General features: G+C 71.9%; 22 protein-coding genes. 9 read left to right on the top strand and 13 right to left on the bottom strand.

Features of this window, described 5'->3' with window-relative positions; genetic code table 11:
• Positions 1-87 precede the first annotated feature (87 nt).
• Entirely contained in the window at positions 88-558 is a 471-nt protein-coding gene (gene rraA, locus AWQ71_RS18645; RefSeq protein WP_067134891.1) for a ribonuclease E activity regulator RraA, read from the bottom strand.
• A gap of 319 nt (positions 559-877) precedes the next feature.
• On the opposite strand from rraA, the gene AWQ71_RS18640 reads away from it, so the two are divergent.
• Both AWQ71_RS18640 and AWQ71_RS18635 read left to right on the top strand, forming a co-directional pair.
• Complete coding sequence (locus AWQ71_RS18640; RefSeq protein WP_245658356.1) at positions 878-1,609, top strand: TetR family transcriptional regulator; 732 nt, start codon at positions 878-880, stop codon at positions 1,607-1,609.
• Positions 1,610-1,629: 20 nt separating this feature from the next.
• Complete coding sequence (locus AWQ71_RS18635; RefSeq protein WP_067134890.1) at positions 1,630-2,892, top strand: cytochrome P450 family protein; 1,263 nt, start codon at positions 1,630-1,632, stop codon at positions 2,890-2,892.
• Positions 2,893-3,059: 167 nt separating this feature from the next.
• Here AWQ71_RS18635 and AWQ71_RS41730 read toward each other — a convergent pair whose 3' ends face one another.
• The 4 genes from AWQ71_RS41730 to AWQ71_RS18615 form a co-directional block, all read right to left on the bottom strand.
• On the bottom strand, positions 3,060-3,422 hold the full coding sequence (locus AWQ71_RS41730) for a hypothetical protein (protein WP_067134889.1): 363 nt from the start codon (positions 3,420-3,422) through the stop codon (positions 3,060-3,062).
• Between the two features lie 272 nt (positions 3,423-3,694).
• Positions 3,695-4,096 (bottom strand): hypothetical protein, encoded by a 402-nt coding sequence (locus AWQ71_RS18625; protein ID WP_067134888.1) that lies wholly within the window; start codon positions 4,094-4,096, stop codon positions 3,695-3,697.
• A 53-nt stretch (positions 4,097-4,149) separates the two neighbouring features.
• A complete protein-coding gene (locus AWQ71_RS18620; protein WP_067134887.1) occupies positions 4,150-4,788 on the bottom strand; it encodes an HAD-IA family hydrolase in 639 nt (212 codons plus the stop codon).
• 209 nt (positions 4,789-4,997) lie between these two features.
• Positions 4,998-5,885: an IclR family transcriptional regulator gene (locus AWQ71_RS18615; protein WP_067134886.1), complete on the bottom strand. Its 888-nt coding sequence runs from the start codon at positions 5,883-5,885 to the stop codon at positions 4,998-5,000.
• A 242-nt stretch (positions 5,886-6,127) separates the two neighbouring features.
• Between AWQ71_RS18615 and AWQ71_RS18610 the strand changes: the two genes are divergently transcribed.
• From AWQ71_RS18610 to AWQ71_RS18585, 6 genes are all read left to right on the top strand, one after another.
• On the top strand, positions 6,128-7,291 hold the full coding sequence (locus AWQ71_RS18610; protein WP_245658355.1) for a polyprenyl synthetase family protein: 1,164 nt from the start codon (positions 6,128-6,130) through the stop codon (positions 7,289-7,291).
• A gap of 176 nt (positions 7,292-7,467) precedes the next feature.
• The gene (locus AWQ71_RS18605; RefSeq protein WP_067134885.1) at positions 7,468-8,859 is read left to right on the top strand and encodes a family 2B encapsulin nanocompartment shell protein; all 1,392 of its coding nucleotides are present in this window, start codon (positions 7,468-7,470) and stop codon (positions 8,857-8,859) included.
• 18 nt (positions 8,860-8,877) lie between these two features.
• A complete protein-coding gene (locus AWQ71_RS18600) occupies positions 8,878-11,151 on the top strand; it encodes a terpene synthase family protein (protein ID WP_369407205.1) in 2,274 nt (757 codons plus the stop codon).
• 4 nt (positions 11,152-11,155) lie between these two features.
• Entirely contained in the window at positions 11,156-12,538 is a 1,383-nt protein-coding gene (locus AWQ71_RS18595) for a family 2B encapsulin nanocompartment shell protein (protein ID WP_067134883.1), read from the top strand.
• Positions 12,539-12,957: 419 nt separating this feature from the next.
• Complete coding sequence (locus tag AWQ71_RS18590) at positions 12,958-13,260, top strand: hypothetical protein (RefSeq protein ID WP_067134881.1); 303 nt, start codon at positions 12,958-12,960, stop codon at positions 13,258-13,260.
• 122 nt (positions 13,261-13,382) lie between these two features.
• Positions 13,383-13,571, top strand: coding sequence for a hypothetical protein (locus AWQ71_RS18585; RefSeq protein ID WP_157570431.1), 189 nt, complete (start codon positions 13,383-13,385; stop codon positions 13,569-13,571).
• Between the two features lie 64 nt (positions 13,572-13,635).
• Here the strand turns inward: AWQ71_RS18585 and AWQ71_RS18580 are convergent, their stop codons facing one another.
• The 5 genes from AWQ71_RS18580 to aztB form a co-directional block, all read right to left on the bottom strand.
• Complete coding sequence (locus AWQ71_RS18580; RefSeq protein WP_067134876.1) at positions 13,636-14,553, bottom strand: phosphotransferase family protein; 918 nt, start codon at positions 14,551-14,553, stop codon at positions 13,636-13,638.
• 273 nt (positions 14,554-14,826) lie between these two features.
• Positions 14,827-16,020, bottom strand: a complete 1,194-nt coding sequence (gene aztD, locus AWQ71_RS18575; RefSeq protein ID WP_067134874.1) for a zinc metallochaperone AztD — start codon at positions 16,018-16,020, stop codon at positions 14,827-14,829.
• A gap of 157 nt (positions 16,021-16,177) precedes the next feature.
• Entirely contained in the window at positions 16,178-17,206 is a 1,029-nt protein-coding gene (aztC, locus tag AWQ71_RS18570; RefSeq protein ID WP_084259059.1) for a zinc ABC transporter substrate-binding protein AztC, read from the bottom strand.
• A gap of 5 nt (positions 17,207-17,211) precedes the next feature.
• A complete protein-coding gene (locus tag AWQ71_RS18565) occupies positions 17,212-18,438 on the bottom strand; it encodes a hypothetical protein (protein WP_067134872.1) in 1,227 nt (408 codons plus the stop codon).
• Positions 18,435-19,352, bottom strand: a complete 918-nt coding sequence (gene aztB / locus AWQ71_RS18560) for a zinc ABC transporter permease AztB (protein WP_067135202.1) — start codon at positions 19,350-19,352, stop codon at positions 18,435-18,437. Before aztB ends, AWQ71_RS18565 begins: the two co-directional genes overlap by 4 nt.
• 52 nt (positions 19,353-19,404) lie before the next feature.
• Between aztB and aztA the strand changes: the two genes are divergently transcribed.
• Complete coding sequence (gene aztA / locus AWQ71_RS18555; RefSeq protein ID WP_067134870.1) at positions 19,405-20,094, top strand: zinc ABC transporter ATP-binding protein AztA; 690 nt, start codon at positions 19,405-19,407, stop codon at positions 20,092-20,094.
• Positions 20,095-20,172: 78 nt separating this feature from the next.
• On the opposite strand, the gene AWQ71_RS18550 is transcribed toward aztA, so the two are convergent.
• The 3 genes from AWQ71_RS18550 to AWQ71_RS41725 form a co-directional block, all read right to left on the bottom strand.
• Entirely contained in the window at positions 20,173-20,472 is a 300-nt protein-coding gene (locus AWQ71_RS18550; RefSeq protein ID WP_067134868.1) for a monovalent cation/H(+) antiporter subunit G, read from the bottom strand.
• Positions 20,469-20,723, bottom strand: coding sequence for an MrpF/PhaF family protein (locus AWQ71_RS18545; RefSeq protein WP_067134866.1), 255 nt, complete (start codon positions 20,721-20,723; stop codon positions 20,469-20,471). The genes AWQ71_RS18550 and AWQ71_RS18545 overlap by 4 nt, the downstream gene beginning before the upstream one ends.
• Positions 20,724-20,958: 235 nt before the next feature.
• The gene (locus AWQ71_RS41725) at positions 20,959-21,135 is read right to left on the bottom strand and encodes a hypothetical protein (protein WP_157570430.1); all 177 of its coding nucleotides are present in this window, start codon (positions 21,133-21,135) and stop codon (positions 20,959-20,961) included.
• Between the last annotated feature and the right edge of the window lie 130 nt (positions 21,136-21,265).

Genomic DNA, 21,265 nt, shown 5'->3' with positions numbered 1-21,265 from the left:
GCCTCCGGCCAGCCGTGATCATGTCCATGGTTCCGTGCTCCGGCGCCGTCGCGGCCTCACCCCGTAGAGCCGAGAACGGCGCGGAGTTCACGCCGTGGTGACGAGGACCCCGTCGTCGTCACTGAACAGTTCGGCGCCGGGACGGAAGACCACGCCGCCGAAAGTCACGGGGACGTCGCGCTCGCCGGCGCCGTCCTTGGTGCACCTGCGGGGGTTGGAGCCGAGCGCCTTGAGGCCCAGGTCGAGGTCGCGCAACGCCACGACGTCGCGGACCGCGCCGTTGACGACGACCCCGGCCCAGCCGTTGGCCACGCCGATGCCCGCGACGACGTCGCCGATCAGCGCGGTGTGCAGCGACCCGCCGCCGTCGACGACGAGGACCCGCCCCTCCGCCGGCTCCGACAGGACCGCCTTGATGAGGGCGTTGTCCTGGTGGCAGCGCACCGTCGCGATCACGCCGCGGAAGGAGCGGCGCCCGCCGTACTGCCGGAACTGCAGGTCGCAGGAGTCGAGCTCGGTCTCGCGCTCGTCGTACAGGTCCGCGGTCGAGATGTCCATGAACGGCCTTCCTGGTCGGTATCCGGGGATCTCTATGGTCTATGCGGACCGAACGCTGCCACAGCCCGCGCGCCGGTGTCGACGCCAGGTCGTGCCTGTACGTCACAGTTCTCCATGTCCCTACGGTGAGGTTTTCGTGGCGTGAAGGTGGTTGTCGGGAAGGTGGATCGGGCTTACGTTTGACTCGATGACCCGATTCCTCATCTGGGTCACGACGTTCCAGGCGGGGCTTGCCGTACCCGAGATCTCCGGGGGCGCGAGCAGAGGCGGCCACCCGCTCCGGCGCGTCCGGTCAGGCGGAAGGCAGGGGAGGGCAGCCGTGACACAGGTCGATCTCGAAGCGGTGAGCCAGGCCGAGGCCGAGCGCGACCGGAGGGCGGAGCGGATCCTCGACGCGGCCGGGGAACTGCTGGTGGCCTGGGGATACCCGCGCGTGACGGTCGGCGACATCGCCCGCCGCGCCGGCGTCGGCAAGGGCACGGTCTACCTGCATTTCACCACGAAGGAGGTCCTTTTCCTCACGGTCCTGCTGCGGGCCCGGAGCAGGATGGTCGAGCGGTTCGTCCAGGAGATCCGGGCCGATCCGTTGGCGGTCCTGCCCAGCCGGGTGGCCGCCGCGGCCTACCTGTGGGTCCACGAGGACCCGATCGTTCGCGCGATGTTCCTCGGTGACCCCGACACCCTGGGCACCTTGAGCAGGAGCGCCGCCCACGTCATCGGCGATCTCATGGAGGTCCGGGAACGGACTCTCGACGGCTACTTCCGGCTCCTGCGGGAACACGGCCTGATCGATCCGGGGCCGTCCCCGGCCGCGCAGCGGCACGCGTACCTCGCCGTGCTGACCGGGTTCCTCATGATCGAGCCCATGCTTCCCTCGGGCGTCCCGAGTGTCGCGGACAACGCGGACATGGTCGCCCACGTCGTCCGCGCCGCCTTCGAGACGCCGCGCGCGCCGGAGGAGGCGGCGGCGGTGGCGCCGCGGGTGGCCGATCTCCACCAAAGCCTGCTCGACCGGTTGAACGAAGAGATCGGCAGGCAGAAACGCATCTGACACGCCCGATGGAGGCGACGATGAGCACTCCCGGCACCACCAGTTCCGTCGACATGATGGACCCCGCCCTGCTGAGCGACCCGTTCCGGGGGTACTCCCGTCTCCGGGAGGAGGCTCCGCTCGCGCGTGCGGCCTTCGTCGGCGGCGGCACCCCGATCTGGCTGGTCACCCGGTTCGACGACGTCAAGACGGTGCTGAGTGACCAGCGGTTCGTGAACAACCCGGCGAACGTGCCGGGAACGGACGCGCATGACCTCCGCGAAGAGATCATCAGTGCTCGCGGCGTCCTGCCCGAGTACGCCCAGTACATCCTCGACAGTGTTCTCGACGCCGACGGCGCCGACCACATCCGGCTGCGCCGGCTGGTCTCCCGCGCTTTCACGGCACGGCGTGTCTCGGAGCTGCGCCCGCGCGTGGAGCAGATCACCGAAGACCTCCTCGACCGGCTTCCCGGCCGCGCCGAGGACGGCGTGGTCGATCTCATCGAGGGGTTCGCGTATCCGCTGCCGATCACGGTGATCTGCGAATTGGTCGGCGTCCCGGTGGAGGACCGCCCCCAGTGGCGCGATTGGGGCAGGGCGCTGTTCTCCACCGAGCCGGGAGCGCTGAACGAGCCGCTGCGCCAGATGGTGGACCACATTCACGATCTGATCGAGCGCCGCCGGGCCCGGCCGGCCGAGGACCTGCTCACCGGGCTGATCCGGGCCCACGACGAGGACGGCGACCGCCTGAGTGACATCGAGATGGTCACGATGGTGCTGACCCTGGTCCTGGCCGGGCACGAGACCACCGCCCACCTGATCGGCAACGGCACGACGGCCCTGCTGACCCACCCCGACCAGTGGGACGCGTTGCGCGCCGATCCGGCGCTGGCGCCCCGTGCCGTCCACGAGCTGATGCGCTGGTGCGGGCCCGTGCATGCCACCCGCCTCCGGTACGCGGCCGAGGACGTCGAGATCGGAGGGACGCTGGTGCGGCGCGGCGAGCCCGTGATGGCACTGCTCGTCTCCGCCAACTACGACCCCCGCCGGTTCGACGATCCGGAGCTCCTCGACATCACGCGGGAGCCGGACGGGCGGCGCGAGGTCCACGTCGGGTTCGGGCACGGCCTGCACTACTGCCTCGGCGCGGCGCTGGCCCGCCAGGAGGGCGAGGTCGCCTTCCTGGCGCTGACCCGCCGCTTCCCCGGCCTTCGCCTGGCCGTGCCGCCCGAGGATCTCGAACGCCAGCTCCTGCCCGGCTCCTGGCGTCTGTCCCGGCTCCCCGTCCGCCTCGGCCTCTGATCGGCCGCCGTCCTCGCGCGCCGGCCAGAGCGCGCGAGGGGCGTCCGCCGGTGGACGCCGCACATGGGTGCGGCCCGCACCGCCGGGGGAAACCGGTCGGGCGGGCCGCGCTCATCGTTCCGTAGCCTCGCTCGTCCGGTTTTCGGTCGGGCGAGGCGGTCCGCCTGTTACAGCAGGCGCAGACCGAGGTTCAGGTCGACGTCCAGGTCGACCAGCGCCCCCGTCCGGCCCCACCGGTCCCACCGGTCCCACCGGTCGTGGTCGTGGCACCGGTCGTCGCACCGGTCCCAGCGGTCCCAGCGGATGTCGCACCGGTCGTCGCACCGGTCGTCGCATCGACGGCAGCAGTCGTCGCACCGGTCGCACCGGTCGCACCGGTCGTCACACCGGTCCCATCCGGGCGCCCACGTGACGCCCGACGGCATGGCCGTGACGGACGGCGTGGAAGCGGTGGCCGCCCAGGACGGTGCCGCCGACAGCGAAAGGCCGGCGACGGCGACGGCCGCCGCCAGCGCGAATTTGCGGAGCATTGATCCCCCGATCATTTTGGAGCCCCTCCGCGGATCATGCTGACATACGGGGGCTCCCGATCCGGGTTGCGCCGCGCTGGCGATTCGCGTGTTGGCCCTGCTCGTCTCGGCCAATGACGACCCACGCCCGGACATGGGTGCGGCCCGCACCGCCGGGGGAAACCGGTCGGGCGGGCCGCGTTCATCGTTCCGCCGCCTCGCCCGGCCGGTTTTCGGTCGGGCGAGGCGGTCCGCCTGTCACAGCAGGCACAGACCCGGTTTCACGTCCAGGTTCAGGAATACGTCGGCCGGTGCGGATCCCGGTCCCACCGGTCCCGCGGGTCCCACCGGTCCCTGTCCCACCGGTCCCTGTTCCACCGGTCCCTGTCCCACCGGTTCCGCCAGTCCCACTGGTTCCTGCCCCAGCGGTCCCACCGGTCCCAGCGGTCGTTCCTGTCCACGCGGACGCAGTCGAACTGCGGGCAGGGCAGGGTGAAGCACTGCTTGGGCGCCGGGACGCAGACGGTGCCGGGCGGGCACAGCCCGCTGGCGCATGGCGATCCGGGCATGCACGGGATGCCGGACGGCATGGCCGTGACGGACGAGGTGGAAGCGGTAGCCGCCCATGACGGCGCCGCCGACAGCGAAAGGCCGGCGACGGCGACGGCCGCCGCCAGCACGAATTTGCGAACCATTGATCCCCCGATGTTCTCTTGAGCCCCCCGGCGGTCATGTTCGCATACGGGGGCTACTGGGCCGGGTCGCGCCGCGCGGCCGATTCGGAAGTGGCGAGCGCCGCACGCAGGTCCGCCGGACCGCCGTACACGACGCCGGTCATGCCGAGCGCCACGGCGGCGGCGACGTTCTCGGGCCGGTCGTCGACGAACAGGCAGCGCTCGGCGGCCGCGCCCGCGCGTTCGGCGGCGAGCTCGTAGATGCGGCGGTCCGGCTTCGCCACCCCCACCCGGGCGCTGCTGACGACGGCGTCGGCGAAGTCCGCCATGCCCAGGCGGTCGAGCTCCTCCTCCAGCCGGGTCGTGGCGTTCGTGACCAGCACCACCGGCACCCGCCGCCGCGCCTCGGCCAGCAGGCCGCGCGCCTCCTCGTCGATCCAGGACGGCACGGCGGCGAACTCCTCGACCAGCCGCGCCGCGCGCCCCGCCGAGCCGAGGACGTCGGTGAAAGCGGTGACGAGCGACGCCTCCCACTCCTCACAGGTGATCAGCCCGAGCGAGGCCGGCCCCATCAGCGCCGGGCTCAGCGCCGTCTTCAGGATCGTGCCGGGCGCGAGTCCGTATGTCTCGTCGATCCGCGCCTGGGCGACGGGGTCGTGGAACCTGAGCACGCCGTCGAAGTCGCACAGCACCGCGTCGAAGGGCAACGTCACCTGATCTCCTCGTCTCGGGGGCGGCGGCCGCGCCCGCGCGACAAGCGACGGACGTACGGCCCTCCGCAATCCTGGCCGATCTTTCCCTTCTCGGGAACATCGTCGGGACGCCCGGCCAGGGCGGGGAGGAGCGTGGACGGCGGCGGGACCGTTCAGCGGACCCGGGCGCCGTCCGCTCCTGAGGCGTACTCAGTACTCAGGCGGCGTGTTCAGAGGAAGGACGCGGGCGGCCCGTCGGGGCGCGGCCGCGGCGTCATCGCGGACAGGGCGGTGACGACGGTGGCGGAGATGGCCTGCGCGGCCTGCTTGACCAGGGCGGTGACCTCTCCCGACACGGCCGACCGCGAGGGGCAGGCCACGCTCACCGCCATGCGCACGCCGCCGTCGCCGTCGAGCACCGGCGCGGCCGCGCAGACCACGCCCTCGGCGAACTCCTCCCGCGAATAGGCGACGCCCCGGCGGCGCACCATGCTCAGCTCCCGGTCGAGGGCGGCGTGCCCGACGATCGTGCGCCGCGTCATGCGGTCGAGGGTCCCCCGATCGTGGAAGGCCGAGTTGAGCCCGTGGTCGAACGCGAGCAGCACCTTGCCGCTCGCCGTGCAGTGGAGCGGGGCGCGATCGACCTCGTCGGACGGCGAGCTCACCCGGTCGTGGCCGTAGACGCGTTCGACGTAGGCGATCTCCAACCCCCGGGTGACGGCCAGGTTGACCGTCTGCCGGGTCCGCTCGTAGAGGCGGATCATGTGCGGGAGGACGAGGGGGCGGGTGCCGGGGATCATCCGCGGCCCCGGCCCGGCCAGGGTGGCCAGCCGGTCGCCGATGGCGTAGTCGATGCCGACCCGCTGCGCGAGGCCCTTGGCGCACAGGACGCCGAGCAGGCGGTAGGCCGTCGTCTTCGGCAGGCCGGTCCTCCTGGACAGCTCGGCGAGGCCCATCGGCTGAACGGCCGCGCTCAGCGAGGCGAGGATCGTGATCCCCTTCTCCAGGCTGCTCGGCTTCTCGAGCGGCCCCGGGTCGTCCGGTGTGATCGGCGGCGGCGCGGCGGGGAGCGATTGTGGCACGGACGACGGCCCCTGATGGGTGATGGTTCGCGGCATTCTGTCGGTGCGCACCTTACGGGAGATGTGAGGGCAAACTCCGGCTACGAGATTCGCAAGACCATGATTACCCATGGCAATGAATCACCACACTGCGTATCAGAGATGTTATGGATCCGGATCACCGCACGTGGGGCGGGGACGGCCGCCGGGACCGTTCCACTATCCGGAATGGGCCCTTCCGCGCGCTGTAGTCGATCAATAGCGTCCTGTGCATCGGAGCTTCCTCGAGGGGACGGACGATGACGGTGGAGAGTGACCAGGCGTCGATCGGGCAGGCGGCCGAAACGGCGCTCGCCGAGGCAGTCGGCGGGGCGGAGGAGACCGCCAGTGGGACCGCCGGTGAGACGGTCAGCGGGGCTGTCAGTGAGACCGCCCGGCGGATGCGAACGCTGGTCGACGAGAGGCTCGCCCGGTTCCTCGACGAGCACGCCGCCCCCGTGGCGGATCCGGAGGTGACCACGGCCTACCGGCTGCTGCGCGGCTTCATCCTCGGCGGAGGCAAACGGGTCCGGCCGCTCCTGTGCTACTGGGGGTGGCGGGGAGCCGGTGGAGCGGACTGCGACCAGATCGTCTCGGCGGGCGCGGCGCTCGAACTGTGCCACGCGGGCCTGCTCATCCACGACGACATCATGGACAGCAGCGACCTGCGCCGGGGGCATCCGACGATGCACCGCAGCCTCGCCGGGCTGCACCCGGGGCTCGCGGCCCGCTCGTTCGGGCAGGCGGCGGCGATCCTGCTCGGCACGCTCACCCTCGCCTGGTCCGACGAGCTGCTGTCCGGCAGCGGGGTCGAACCGTCCCGGCTGAAGCGGGCCAGGGCCCTCTTCGACCGGTTGCGCACCGAGGTGATCGCCGGGCAGTACCTGGACATCCTCGCCCAGGTCCGCGACCTGCCGACGGTCGAGCAGGCGCTCACCGTGGTGCGCTACAAGACGGCCAAGTACACCGTGGAGCGCCCCCTGCAGATCGGCGGCGCGCTGGCCGGGGCCGACCCCTCCCTGCTCGACGTCTACTCCCGGTTCGGCGTCCCGCTGGGCGAGGCGTTCCAGCTCCGCGACGACGTGCTCGGCATGTTCGGCGACCCGGCGCAGACCGGGAAGCCGGTGCTCGACGACCTCAGGGAGGGAAAGCACACGATCCTCATCGCGCACGCGCTCCAGCACGCCTCACCCGCCGAGGCGGCCCACCTGCGCAGATGGCACGGCAACCCGGAGCTGACCGAGGAGCAGGCCGCCGGCGTGCGGCAGATCGTGATCGGCACCGGGGCGCTGGCACACGTGGAACTCATGATCGACGGCCGTGCCCGCGAGGCGTACGACGTCCTCCACTCCGCGTCGATCGGCCCCGAGGCCAGGGCCGGACTCGCCATGCTGGCCGACGGACTCATCCACCGCACCCGCTGACGCCGCGCCGCGGCGCCCCCTCGCCGTGCCGTACGGCACGGCCGGCGTCGCGCGCCCGCTGCGCGGACCAGACGACACCCACACGCGGAACCTGACCGCGCGCCGAGAAGGCCGACCCTCGCCGCGCGTTTCGCGAGCACGCCCAGGAAACCGACAGAGAACAGGTGGTTCACGTCATGACGGAGACCGTTTCCTCCACCGAGCAGCCGCAGCTCAGCCTCGGCACCGCCGCCGCGCGGAACCTGGCCACGACGACCAAGTCCGTGCCGCAGATGCAGGAGATCACCTCGCGGCACCTGCTCAAGATCCTTCCTTGGGTCCAGGTCGCGGGCGGCGTGTACCGGGTGAACCGGCGGCTCAGCTACGCCGTCGGGGACGGGCGGATCACGTTCGTCTCCACCGGCGCGGACGTCCGCGTCATCCCGGCCGAGCTGTGTGAGCTGCCCACGCTGCGCGGCTTCGACGACACCGACGTGCTGGAGGCGCTCGCCGAGCGGTTCACCCAGCGGGAGTTCGAGCCGGGCGAGGTGATCGTCAGCGCGGGCGCGCCGGCGGACCGGGTGGTGCTGATCGCGCACGGCAAGGTGAACCGGCTCGCCGCCGGCGCGTACGGGGCCGAGAAGGTGGCCGACGTGCTGGCCGACGGCGACCACCTCGGCGACCGGGGCCTGACCGACGAGGCGGCCGCGTGGGAGTTCACCGCCAAGGCCATCACGCCGTGTACGGCGCTCGTCCTGACGCGTGGAGCGTTCCAGGAGATCGCGGCGCAGTCGCCGGGGCTGCGGGAGTACCTCGACGGCCGGGAGCCGGCCGACGGCCGGGCCGTCAACGCGCACGGTGAGGCGGAGATCGAGCTGGCGGCGGGTCATGCGGGGGAGGTGGCGCTGCCGGGGACGTTCGTGGACTACGAGGCGGAGCCGCGGGAGTACGAGTTGAGTGTGGCGCAGACGGTTCTGCGGGTGCACACGCGGGTGGCGGATCTGTACAGCGAGCCGATGAATCAGACGGAGCAGCAGTTGCGGCTCACGATCGAGGCGTTGCGGGAGCGGCAGGAGTACGAGTTGGTCAACAATCGGGAGTTCGGCCTGCTGTACAACGCGGATCTGGGGCAGCGGATCCACACCCGCACCGGCCCGCCCACCCCCGACGACATGGACGCGCTGCTGGCCAAGGTGTGGAAGGAGCCGGGCCACATCCTGGCGCACCCGCGCGCGATCGCCGCGTTCGCCCGGGAGTGCAACAGCCGCGGCATCTACCCGCAGACCGTGGAGATGCACGGCAACCGCGTCCCGGCCTGGCGCGGGGTGCCGATCCTGCCGTGCAACAAGATCCCGGTCAGCGACCGCGGGGTGAGCTCGATCCTCGCGATGCGGACCGGCGAGGCGAACCAGGGCGTCATCGGCCTGCACCGCACCGGCCTGCCGGACGAGTACCAGCCCGGGGTGTCGGTCAGGTTCATGGGCATCAGCGACAAGGCGATCATCTCGTACCTGGTCACCACCTACTACTCGGCGGCGGTCCTGGTCCCGGACGCCCTCGGCGTCCTCGAGAGCGTCGAGATCGGCTAGCGACCGGCGAAGAGGCGGATGATGCGGCAACCCTTCGAACTTCCCGACTTCTACGTGCCGTACCCGGCCCGGCTCAACCCCCACCTGGAGGGCGCGCGTGCGCACACCAGGGAGTGGGCGCGGGACATGGGCATGCTCGACCCCGGGCTCGGCGTCTGGGACGAGCGGCTCCTGGAGACCATGGACTACGGCCTGATGTGCGCCTACATCCATCCGGACGCCTCGGCGGACGAGCTGGACCTCATCACGGACTGGTACGTCTGGGTGTTCTTCTTCGACGACCACTTCCTGGAGGTCTACAAGCGGAGCCGCGACGCGGCCGGCGCCAAGGAGTACCTCGACCGGCTCCCGGCCTTCATGCCCGCCCGGGACGGGGCGGAGCCGCCGGAGCCGGCCAACCCCGTCGAACGCGGCCTCGCCGACCTGTGGGCGCGCACGGTCCCCGGCATGTCGGCGGACTGGCGGCGCAGGTTCGTCGAGAGCACCGCGAACCTGCTGAACGAGTCGCTGTGGGAGCTGTCCAACATCGACGCAGGCCGCGTCGCCAACCCGATGGAGTACATCGAGATGCGGCGCAGGGTCGGCGGCGCGCCGTGGTCGGCGAACCTGGTGGAGCACGCGGTGGGCGCCGAGGTCCCCGCCCGCGTCGCCGGGACGCGCCCCCTGCACGTGCTCAGGGACACCTTCGCCGACGCGGTCCACCTGCGGAACGACATCTTCTCCTACCAGCGGGAGGTCGAGGAGGAGGGCGAGCTGAGCAACGGGATCCTCGTGTTCGAGCGGTTCCTCGGCCACAGCACGCAGCAGGCGGCCGACGCCGTCAACGACCTGCTCACCTCCCGGCTGCACCAGTTCGAGAACACGGCGCTCACCGAGCTGCCGCCGCTCTTCGAGGAGTACGCGCTGGATCCGGCCGAACGGCTGGCCGTCCTCGCGTACGTCAAGGGGCTGCAGGACTGGCAGTCGGGCGGACACGAGTGGCACATGCGCTCCAGCCGCTACATGAACGGGTCGTCCTCGGCCTCGTCCGCTGGCTCGTCTTCGCCCTCGTCCTCGGCCCCGGAGGATGTTCACGCGCCGTTGGGCCGGGTGCTCGGCGGGCCCACCGGGCTCGGCACCACGTCCACGCGGATCCGGCTCGCCGCCGGCCTGCGCGGGCCGGGCGGGATCCGCAGCTTCACCTACCGGCGCTACCAGCCGGTGGAGCCCCTGCCCAGGGACGGGATCGCCCTGCCGTACCCGGTGCGGCTCAACCCGCACCTGGACACGGCGCGCCGGGAGAGCCTGGCCTGGGCCGGGCGGATGGGGTTCTACGACCCGATCCCGGGCGTGCCCGGGCCCGGCCTGTGGACCGCCCGGCAGAACGAGGGCTTCGACTTCGCCCTGTGCTCGGCCAGGATCGATCCGGAGGTCTCCGCGCCCGAGCTGACGCTCTCGGCGGAGTGGCTCACCTGGGGGACGTACGGCGACGACTACTTTCCCGTGATCTTCGGCCCCACCGGCGACATGGCGGGCGCCCGGGTGTTCAACGAGCGGCTGTCCGCGTTCATGCCGCTGGACCTGGGCGTCACCCCACCTCCGGCGAACCCGGTGGAGCGCAGCCTCGGCGACCTGTGGGCCCGTACGGCGGCCGGCATGCCGATGGAGGCCCGGCGCGCTTTCCGCACCGGGGTGGAGAGCATGACGGAGAGCTGGCTGTGGGAGCTGGCGAACCACATGCAGAACCGGATCCCCGATCCCGTCGACTACATGGAGATGCGGCGCCGGACCTTCGGATCGGACCTCACCCGGGCGCTGTCCCGCCCGGTCAACGATCTGCGGGTGCCCGCCGAGATCTACGGCAGCCGCACGATGCTGGGCCTGGAGAACGCGACCGCCGACGTCGGCTGCCTGATCAATGACGTCTACTCGTACCAGAAGGAGGTCCAGTACGAGGGGGAGCTGCACAACTGCGTCCTCGTCGTGCAGGACTTCTTCACCTGCGACGCGCGCCGGGCCCTCGGCGTCGTCACCGATCTGATCGCGTCGCGGCTGCGCCAGTTCCAGCACCTCGTCGTCACCGAGCTGCCCGTGCTGTTCGACGACTACGGCCTGGACGAGGGGGCGCGCGCCGCGCTCACCGCGTACGTCGCGGGACTGGAGGACTGGATGGCCGCGATCCAGCTGTGGCACGAGCGGACCCGGCGGTACGTGGAGTCCGAGCTGAGATATCCGGTGCCGAGAGGAGCGGTGCCGAACGGCCCGACGGGCCTCGGCACCGCCGCCGCGCGCCTCCTGGGATCGGTGGTGTGAGCCGATGAACGGGAACGACGCCGGGGACCCCCGGCTGAGCCTCGGCACCGAAGCCGCGCGGAACCTGGCGACGACGACCAAGTCGACGCCGGGGATGCGGGAGATCTCCCCCCGGCACCTGCTCCGGGTCCTGCCCTGGGTCGACGTCGCGGGCGGGACGTACCGGGTGAACCGGCGGCGGAACCACCGGCCCGGCGCCGGCCGCGTCATGGTGACGTCGGCGGACGGGCAGGTCAGGATCGTCCCCTCGAGCCTGGGAGAGCTGCCCGTGCTGCGCGGCTTCGCGGACTTCTCGGTCATGGACGCGCTGGCCGAGCGTTTCGTCCAGCGCGAGGCGGCGCCCGGCCAGGTGCTCGTCTCCGCGGGGGAGCCCGTGGACCGAGTGCTTGTCGTCGCGCACGGCAGGGTGGACGTCACCGCCGCGGGCGGGCACGGACGCTCCCGCACACTCGGCGTGCTGGCCGACGGCCACCACCTCGGCGCGCAGGCACTGTCCGGAACGGCGATGACCTGGGGGTTCTCCGCGACCGCGAGCACCGCCTGCACGGTGCTCAGCCTGCCCGTCGAGGCGTTCCTGGAGCTGCTCGACCGGTCGGGCCCGCTCCGGGAGCACGTGGGACGGTTCGCGACCGGCTCCCGCGCCCGGCAGAACCGGCACGGTGAGGCGGAGATCGAGCTGGCGGCGGGTCATGCGGGGGAGGTGGCGCTGCCGGGGACGTTCGTGGACTACGAGGCGGAGCCGCGGGAGTACGAGTTGAGTGTGGCGCAGACGGTTCTGCGGGTGCACACGCGGGTGGCGGATCTGTACAGCGAGCCGATGAACCAGACGGAGCAGCAGTTGCGGCTCACGATCGAGGCGTTGCGGGAGCGGCAGGAGTACGAGCTGGTCAACAATCGGGAGTTCGGCCTGCTGTACAACGCGGATCTGGGGCAGCGGATCCACACCCGCACCGGCCCGCCCACCCCGGATGATCTCGACGAGCTGCTGTGCCGGCGGAGGAAGTCGCACTGCTTCCTGGCCCATCCCCGGGCGATCGCCGCGTTCGCCCGGCAATGCAACAGTCGGGGGATATATCCGGACTCCGTCCGGGCGGGGGAGTCGACCGTCACGGCGTGGCGCGGTGTGCCGATCCTGCCCTGCGACAAGATCCCGATCAGCCGCCGGGGCCTCAGCTCGATCGTCGTCATGCGCGTGGGAGAAGAGGATCAGGGGGTGATCGGCCTGCACCGCACCGGGCTGGAGGACGAGTACCGGCCCGGCGTGTCCGTCAGGTGCACCGGCATCGACGCGAAGGCGATCGCCTCCTATCTCGTCACCGCTTACTACTCCGCGGCCGTCCTCGTGCCCGACGCGCTCGGCGTGCTCGACAGCGTCGAGGTCGGCTGACGGCGGGTCGGCTGACGACGGGCGAGCGGGGCTGGAGAGCGTCGAGGCCGACCGGCGGCGTGGCTCCGATACCAGTTTTCCGGTGAAAGCGACTTCTGGCAGTAAAAGCCAGAATCCGCGCTTACCGCTTTACGAAAGGGTTTTATGGAAAATAATGTGAGCTACCCGATGAGTTGAATTCCATTGGCCGCTGTGGAGCCCACCGCCCTCATGACGCACCCGCTACCGAGCGCCGCACCGATGTGCCCGCCGTCCCCGCCGTCCCCGGCCGCTCAGCGGCCGGCGCCGGTCGGCGGGTCTACCGGTGGCACGACGCGGGCGACCGGAGAGGGGGGTGGGTTCCGTCCCATTCCGTGCAGGGATGCCGACGCGCCATTGATCAGGGCCATTTCTGTTTCTCCGGCGACGGGCTGACCCGCATGGCCGAGATGGTGCCCAATCCGCTGTACGAGGCGTTGGGGGACGCGCTGCGCAGGGTCGAGCCGCTGGTGCGGGAGATCGAGCAGGGCATCGAAGCTCCCTATCAGGACTTCCGCTCCGGGACGGTGTGGACGGGACCGGCCGCCGAACGCTTCGACGCGCAGCTCGCCCAGCACCGTACGCGCGTACGGGGAGCAGGTGACAGGATCGTCTCCGACCTGCGCCAGACGCTGGCCCGCACGCCGAGCGAGGTGACCGAGCAGGAAGCCCGGTCCATCAAAATCAGGTACTCCTTGCCCTGACACCCCGGTCGTGGTCCCTGATCATGCCTCGCGAAGGGCTGACGGGCGGGGCGTGCCTGCGCCGAAGGACCGGTCTGTTCGGCGGGATCGCCGAGACGGCGGAGAAACGCCAGTTTCCCTCTGTGAGCGTCAAGTGCACCAGCGGGCTTGAGACCTACTTCCGGGTCTACGGCTACTTCTGCTCCACCTCGTCCTGCTCCTACGTGCCGGGCACCCTGGTCTCCCTGGGCGGCACGAGCAAGGTCACCAGCGGCGCCTACTACAGCGGCAAGTGGTACGTGAAGGGCTGCTACGTGACCAACGGCTGCTGAGCAGTCCGGGCCTGGACCTTTTCACGAGGTCCAGGCCCCTACCTGCTCTCACCCCGCGGCTTTCCTATACGCCGAACCAGTGGTAGGCCAGCTCGTCGAAAGTGGCGGCGCCGGGAGCGGGGACCTCTTGGAAGTACCACGGCAGGTGCGAGTACACGTGCAACAGGGCGTAGGCCATCACCGTGCGGGGGAGCGCCGCCCGTCGCTCCTCGGGATAGCCGTAGCCGTCGAGGAAAGCATGCATCAGCGACCGGTCGCCCCGGGTGAGGAAGATCCCCACGGCGACCAGGTCGTACACGCGGGCGCCGCGCATCGCGGGCTCGAAGTCGAACAAGCCGGACAACCGCCAGGCGCCCGCCTCCTCGTGGACCAGCACGTGCACGTGCATGAACTCGGTGTGCAGCAGTACGGTCTCGTCCGGTTCGAGGTCGACCGAGGCCAGGAAACCCGGGATCTGAGCCAGCCACGCCTCGTCCAGACCGCGGCGCCGGTTCTGCTCGGCGGTTGCTGCGGCGCGCTCGGCGCAGAAGGCGGCCCAGTCGGCCGGGCCGAGCACCTCCGGCGGGGTGACGGCATGCAACTCCGCGAGAGCCCTCCCGAGCTGTACGGCGAGGCGCTCCCGATCGTGCCGCGGGATCTTCGGCCAGGCCTGCTTGAGGTCCGCACCATGCAGCCGGTCCATGAGTATGTAGCCCCAACCGTGGAACTCACCCGCGTCCTTGACGCCCGGGGTGGGGATCGGCAGGCGGCCCTCCAACGCGCGCAACGCGTCCCGCTCGACGCGCATCTCATGCAGGTAGAGCGGCGGGTAAAGCTTCACGACCAAATCGTCGCCGACGGCGTAGACGGGCAGGGAACCCCCGTCGAAGGCGACGACGTCGCCCGTCAGCCCGAGGTGTTCACACAGCGCCAGCACCCCTGCGCGCAGGTCCGCCGCCTCGATCGCGTCATATTGCTCTTCGGTCTCAGCTACAGGAAGCACGAGAGCGACCCTATTGACGAGGTCAACCGAGTTTCCCGGACCAAGCGGACGGATCCGGTGCACTGAAGGCGCGGTCAGGTGGCGGGAGAGGAGAAGAGATGCTCTGCACCCCGGGGGTGCGCTCGATGTGCGCGATCAGTACGTGGCGGCCCCGGGGCACGTGCTCGCTCATGAGTCGTCCCGCGCGGGCGTCCTCTCCGGCGGCGATGAGACGACCGGCCGTGGGCCGCGCCGCCCACGGCCGGTGTCATCGCCGTTGTTCCGGGCGCCGGATCAGCCGACGACCCCGCTGAGCTCGTTGGGCGACGCGGGCAGCGCCACGGTCCCCAGCTTCTTCCGAGACTCGATGTCGATCGCGTGCAGCTCCCGCTTCGCCGGGTCGGTCACGTACGCCGTGCCGCCGCGCACGAACAGCGCCGGGCGGGGCTGCTGCCACTCAAGCGGCTCCCGCCACTCGGCCATGATCTCGACGTGGTCCACGACGGTGCCCTTCTCGGGGTCGATCACGTGGAGCCGGCCGTCGGTGCCGAGCACAAGGCCCTCGCCATGCGGGCCGCGGCCGAGGGAGCGGAACGTGTAGCTCGTGCCGAGATCCGCCAGCCGCAGCGAGCCGGACTCCGTGTCGATCAGCGAGACCCGCTCGGGGCGTTCGAGCTCGGCCTCGGGGTCCGTCTTGTAGTCGCCGAGCACGATCGCCGACGCCTCGGAGCCGGCCTGATTGCCGATCCGTCCGTACGGATCGGGGCTGCTGATCTTGCGAACGGCCGCGTCCTTGTACAGCAGGGCGCCGTCCTCGCAGCCGATCACGACGGCCTCGTCCTTCGCGGCCGCCTCGCCGTGGACGCCGGGGCACTTCTCGTTGCGGGCGATCTCCTTGCGCTCCCGGTCCAGGACCAGCACGCCGACCCGCTTCTCCTCGGTGCCGAGCGTCGTCACGAGCTCGCCGCCCACCAGCTCGATCGCCACACCATGGTGCGGCGCGGCCGACGTGTAGGTCGCACCCTTCGGCAGGCCGCCGGAGGCGAGATCCTTCGGGTCGAACACGGTGACCACGCCGGTCCCGTCGGAGAACAGCACCGTCTTGCCGGCGTGCCGTACGACGTGACCGGGCTTCGGCGCGGCGAACTCGTCGTTCTTCAGCTCCGTGGAGACGGCGTCGAGCACCCGGAATCCGGTCGAGGTGGACACCAGCACGTGGCGGTCGTCCCCGGCCGGATTGACCCGGTTGAAGCCTGGGAGCGGGATGTCGGCGGCGACCTGGAGGGTCTTCCCGTCGATGACGTACAGCCCGCCGTCGTAGGTGGCGACGAGGGGATCCGTCACGGGGCCCTCAACCATCCGCGGGGGCGCGGACGCCGCTCCGGCGGGCTTCGGCGCGTCCGGCTGGGTCGCGCAGGCACCAAGGGCGAGTCCCGTGACGAGCAGTGCGGGGAGCGCCGCGACTCGGGTACGCGGCCAGGCATTCATCTGTGATGCACCTTTCTTTCTGTGCGTCCGGACTGTTCGGTGATTCCGGACTGGGAGCCGCGCCTGGACATGGCGCGGGGGATGGGCGGAGCGGGCCCAAGGGAGGGGGCGCGCCCGAAAAGCGGGAGTGGGGTGCGCGAGGAACCGGGCGGCCGCGTCATCCCTCGCTCAGGCCGCCGACCACGGCCTCGGTGTTGGAGCGCATCATCTCCACGTAGGTGGAGGCACCCTTCCGCGCCGTGCTCAGGGACTCAGTGAAAAGGGAGACGACCCTGACCTTCAGCCCGGCCTCCGCGCCCATGACCTGGGCCAGCCGGTCCGGCTGCGAGGAGTCCGCGAAGATCGTCGGCACCCCGGCGGCGCGTACGGCGTCGGCGAGCGACTTCAGGTCGGACGCGCTGGGCGACGCGAGCGTCGTCCCGCTGGGGATCACCGCCCCGACGACGGTGAAGCCGTACCGCTTGGCGAGGTAGCCGAAGACGTGGTGGTTGGTCACCAGGTTGCGCCGGGCGGGCGGGATGGCGGCGAACCGCGTCTCCATCCACGCGTCCAGCGCCTCGATCTCGGTGCGGTAGCGCGCCGCGTTCGCCCGGACCGCCGTCGCGTCGACGCCGTCTACCTTCTCGATGACCCGATCGGCGATCAGGTCGACGCCCCTGACCATCCGGCGTGGATCCGTCCAGAAGTGGGGGTCGGGCCGCCCGGCCAGATCATTCCCGGCAGGAGCCGCGCCGTAAGGGCCGTCGCCGTGATCGACGGCGTAGCGGATCGGGTTCACCCCCTCGCCGACGGAGAGGGTCGCGACCCCCGTGTCCTTCGCCGCCTCCACATTGCGCAGGATGCCCTCCTCCAGGCCGAGGCCGTTGTAGACGACCAGGGCGGCCCGCTCGATCGCGGCCGCCTCCTGGGCGGAGATCGCGAACGAGTGCGGGTCGGCGTCCGGCTTCATCAGCACGGTCACGTCGGCCTCGTCGCCGACGACGCGGCGGGTGACGTCTCCGAGGATGTTCGTGGTGACGACCACGGCCGGGCGCCGCCCGTCGGCGCCGGCGCACCCGGCGAGGGCGGCCGACGCCCCGAGGACGATCGCCGTGACGAGGACCGCCGGGCGGAGAGCCACGGTGCGGACGAGCGTCCGGCCGGTGGAGATGGTGCGCCGCGGCCCGCCTTGGAGTTGAACCGTCATCGCCGTCACCGCCCCGTCTCCACCATCGCGGCGGGCGGGAACCCGAGCTCGAACGTGCGAGCCCGCCGTAGGTCGTCGTTGTAGTCGATCTCATGGACCGCCTTCCCGGCCGGGTCGCTGACGTAGGCGCGGGAGCGGTCCGTCTCGATGGCCGGTGCCGCGCCGCCCGCGGGCAGGGGCGCGGCGAGGAGTTCGGCCGTCGCGGTCTCGTCGCCTGACGCGGCGTCGTACGCGTGGAGCACGCCGTCGGCGGTCAGCGACAGGACCGGAGAGCCATCGCCGGTGGCCGCCACGGCCAGCGCGGGTCCGGTTCTCAGGAGGCGCCACTTCCTGACGGCGACGTCGAGCACCCAGATCCCCGTGCTGCCGGCCCGCGCGGCGAGCGTCGCGCTGCCCGGACGGTGATGGAACTCCAGGGCGCGGTCGCCCTTCGGCGGCTTCCCCGGATAGCGGATCTTCTCGCCGGTGAACTCGCCGCTCTTCACAGTGACGAGCAGCGCGCCGTCGGCGCATCCGAACACCGCGCCGCGGCGGGTCACGGTCGCGCCGCGCGGTTCCGGGCAGGACGCGCCGACCCGGCTCACGAGGCCGCCGTCCTGGGCGCGCACCTCCATGCCGCCCGCGCCCGCCACCAGCAGGTGCTCGCCGTACGGCACGACGGATCCGTGCCCTCCGGTGCCGATGAGGGCGGTCTCGACGAGGTCGCCCTTCTCCAGCGCGGCGCGGTCGAGGACCTTCGCGGTGCCGTCGGAGAAGGACACGACGGTGACGCCCGCGTCGCCGAGGACGCGCTGCGGACGCCCTCCCGTCAGCGCCCCGACGTCGCGCGCCTCGGCCCGGTAGTAGTGGGAGTGGTCGCCGTGGTCCACCGTCCACGTGCCGCCGTCGATGACGCGGGCCGTCGTGCCGTTCAGCGCGCTCAGGTACGCGAACCGGCCGTCACCGCCCACACCCCCGATGGCCCCGGCGTCTCCGGCGGCGCCCACGGCAGTCAGCTCACCGCTGACCAGGTCGAGGAGGTGCGCCGTTCCGGTGCCGCCGTCGGAGATCACCAGCCGGGGGTGCGGCTCCGCCAACTCCTCCGCACCCTCGATGTACCCGTGAGGGAGCGCGGCCGGCTTCCGGGCGACGACCTCGTGTCCGGTCTCGCCCGCTCCGGCCCGGGCGCACCCGGCCAGCAGCGCGGCGGAGAGGACGGCGAGTGCCGCTCGTGCCGTCGGGTTCCCGGTCACGACGGCCGCTCCACTTCCAGCACGGCGCCGGTACGGCGGCGCCCGAGGAGCCCGGCGGGCCGCACTGCGATCGTCGCGCCCGCCGACACGAAGAAAGCGCAGACGGCGACGGCGGCGATCGTTGCGCCGGCGGCGGTGCCAAGATGCCACGACAGGAGCAGCCCGGCGGCGGTCGCGCCGACGCCGATCAGGGCCGCCATCGCCATGATCGTCGGGATGCGCCGGGCCCACAGCGCGGCGGCGGCGGGCGGCGCGACGAGCAGGGCGAAGACGAGCAGGGTGCCGACGACGTGGAAGGACGCGACGACGGCGAGGGTGACGAGCCCGAGCAGCACGGCGTGCGCCGTCCTGGGCCGCAACCCGAGGGTGTGCGCGACGCGCGGGTCGAAGGCGAGGGCGACGAAGGCACGGTGGCCGAGCGCCGCGACCGCGGCGGCGACGAGCAGTGCGGCGGCGAGCCACAGCAGGTCGCGCTCGCGGACCGCGAGGACGTCACCGAAGAGGAACCCGGTCAGGTCCACCGCGAACGACCGGGAGTGCGAGACGACGATCACGCCGAGCGCGAGCATCCCGACGAAGAGGATGCCGACGCCGGTGTCGTGCGACAACCTGGACAACCGGGACGAGCCGGATGAGCCGGAGGCGCCGGACGGGCTGGACGACGCGCCGAGCGTCGTCACGCCGGCCGCCATCGCCCCCGCGCTCAGCGCGGCGCCGAGCAGGACGTCGCCGCCGAGCGCCGAGGAGAGGGCCACGCCGGGCAGCATCCCGTGCGACATGGCGTCGCCCAGGAAGGCCAAGCCGCGCAGGACGACCCAGGTCCCGGCCAGGGCGCAGATCAGGGAGACGAGGATCCCACCCCACAGAGCCTGCCGTACGAAGGACACCTCGAATGGGCTGAACAACCAGTGCATGGTCAACACCATATAATGAAAACGGAAACCATTTCCAAATGGAGGTGTCACCATGGATGATGAGGAGGAGTCGGCGGTCGCAGTCCGCGGCCTCACCGCCCGCTACGGCCGCAGGACGGTCCTGCACGAGCTGACCGCCCGTTTCCCGCGCTCGCGCGTGACCGCGCTCGTCGGGCCGAACGGCTCGGGGAAGTCCACCCTGCTGGGCGTACTCGCCGGCGTCCTTCGCCCGGCGTACGGCTCGGTCGAGCGGACGAGCGCGCGCCGCCCGGGCTTCGTCCCGCAGCGCGGCGCGGTCCCCGACAGCCTGCCGATCACGGTCCGGGAGACCGTTGGGATGGGGCGGTGGGCGCACTGCGGGCCGTGGCGGCGCCTGTCGGAGCGGGACCGGGCCGTCGTGGACGACTGCATGGCGCGCCTCGGCGTCCTCGACCTGGCCGCGCGGCGGCTGGACACCCTGTCGGGAGGCCAGCGGCAGCGCGTGCTGGTCGCGCGCGGCCTGGCACAGGAGCCCGACCTGCTCCTGCTCGACGAGCCGGCCACCGGACTCGACCTCGACGCGCGGCGGCGCATCGCCGCCGCGCTGGAGGAGGCCGTGGCGGCCGGCGTCACCGTGGTGCAGGCCACCCACGACCTCGACGCCGCCACCCGGGCCGACCACTGCCTGTTGCTCGATGAGGGACGGCTCGCCGCCGAAGGTCCGCCCGCCCTGGTCCTGGCGTCGGTGGTCCCGGGCTCATGACGCGCGCGAGGGCTGCCCGGCGGCCGGGAGGGCCCGGTGCGGGCGAAGCCGTTCATCACACCGCGACCGGTGGCTCGCTCACTCGGGGGCCTTCTCGGTCGCCAGGCCCTGCCGCCGCGCCCGCGCGTGCGCGGTGGCCGCGGCGAGCATCGGCCCGGCGGCGGCGAGCACCAGCACGATGAGCAGGTCCATCGCCGCCGTGGCGCTCCAGCCCGCGTCCACCGCGAGGCCCGCGCCGACCAGCGGCGCGGCGAGCGAGGTGACAGGCGTGACGAAGTGCAGCCGGGTCAGCACGTCGCGGGTCAGCAGAGCGCCCACGGACGAGGCGAGAGCGACCAGCACCCCCAGGCCGACCAGAACCTCCGCGACGGGGCTCACGGCCGGTCCGCCAGCACCCGGGTGAACACGAGCGTGCCCGCGAACGACAGCACGGCCAGCACCAGCGGCGCGATCAGGTACGACGACCGCGCGGGGCCGTGCGAGAGCAGCATCAGCACCAACGTGGCCACCACGCCGCCCAGCTCCAGGCCGATCAGCCGGTCGAGCCCGTCCCCGCGCGCGGACACGTAGAGGGCCGGCCCGAGCCCGCCGGCCGCCAGCGCGATCGTCGCGACGGCCCAGACGCTCATCGGACCCCTCCGGTCACCGGTTCGGCCGTTCCCGTCGACGACAGGCTGGCCGACCACACCGCCATGAGCGCCGCCCACCAGGCGACCGCCGTGCCCACCGGCCGCATTTCGACCTCCCGAGCTCAGGCCCCCACGAGCCGGTACAGACGTGTCGTCGGGAGATTCCCGCCGGTAGATCGGGTGAAACGGCGGCTGCGGCGGCTTGGGCCGGCCCTGGACGACCGCTGACCCCGGGCTATTCGGGTGTGGGTTCCTCCACGTCGTCGGAGGAGTCCGCGCCCGGCACGTACCAGCCCTTCCACGGGCCGTCCTCGGGGTCGCCCTCGGCGTCCGGAGACTGGGCCAGCGGGGGCAGCCAGTCCAGGTCCCCGGCGCGCGGGGGCCGCCCACCCGGTTGCCAGATGTTCGTCATCGCCCCTCCCACGTCAGTGCGGGCGGCCGCGCGGGCCGCTGTTCGCAGCCCCGCTGCCCGGGTCCGCTCAGGTCAAACGCGGGTGGCGCGGTGAGAGGGAGCGGCTCGGCCTCGGCAGGACCAGGTGACC

The sequence above is a fragment of the Microtetraspora malaysiensis genome (genome assembly GCF_001528665.1).
Lineage (GTDB): Bacteria > Actinomycetota > Actinomycetes > Streptosporangiales > Streptosporangiaceae > Microtetraspora_A > Microtetraspora_A malaysiensis.
The sequence above is the reverse complement of the archived record's forward strand: the minus strand, read 5'-3'. Positions and strand labels throughout refer to the sequence as shown.